At 60.5% G+C, this 673-nt stretch carries 1 protein-coding gene; it reads left to right on the forward strand.

The window, feature by feature from the left end; genetic code table 11:
* The coding region (locus D6877_RS09055; RefSeq protein WP_178083656.1) for a PD-(D/E)XK nuclease family protein at positions 1 to 555 on the forward strand (555 nt) is incomplete at its 5' end.
* Positions 556 to 673: the final 118 nt, after the last annotated feature.

The following is a 673-nucleotide window of genomic DNA, read 5'->3' on the forward strand; positions in this document are numbered from 1 at the left end:
GGCGGGCAACCGCCGGTGGTTCTTGAGCAACTGAAGCAATACCGCGTCGAGATGGAATTCTGGTTCGCCAGCCACAAAGTCGACGTGCTCAAGCTCGATGAACAGGTGCGCCAGCACACCCACAATGGCGTCGCCCGGGTGGCGGCGGAGCCGGTACAACTCAACGGCATGTTCAAGGGCTTTATCGACCTGACCTTCGAGCACGCTGGCCGTTATTACGTCGCCGATTACAAATCCAACTGGCTCGGCGTGGATGATCAGGCCTACACCGTGCAGGCGATGGAACAGTCGATCCTCGACAACCGTTACGACTTGCAATACGTGCTGTATCTGCTGGCACTGCATCGCCAGTTGAAGGCGCGGCTGGCGGATTACGATTACGACCGCCATGTCGGTGGGGCGGTTTATCTTTTCCTGCGCGGTACGCGTGCCGAAAGTCGAGGCGTGTACTTCGTGCGTCCGCCACGGGAATTGATCGAACGCCTCGACCGGATGTTCCAGGGCAAACCCGAACCCAAGTCCGAGCCCGCCTGGGAACAGGGAGTCCTGCTATGAGCCGCACATTCGCCGATCTGCTGCCGACACCGCTGGAAGCGGACAGCCTGTCGAAACTCTCGCCGCTGACCCGCGCCGATGATTTGCTGTTGTTGCTGAGCCGTTGGGTCGAGCGCGG

Source organism: Pseudomonas sp. Sample_9 (assembly GCF_004307535.1).
Taxonomy (GTDB): domain Bacteria; phylum Pseudomonadota; class Gammaproteobacteria; order Pseudomonadales; family Pseudomonadaceae; genus Aquipseudomonas; species Aquipseudomonas mercuritolerans.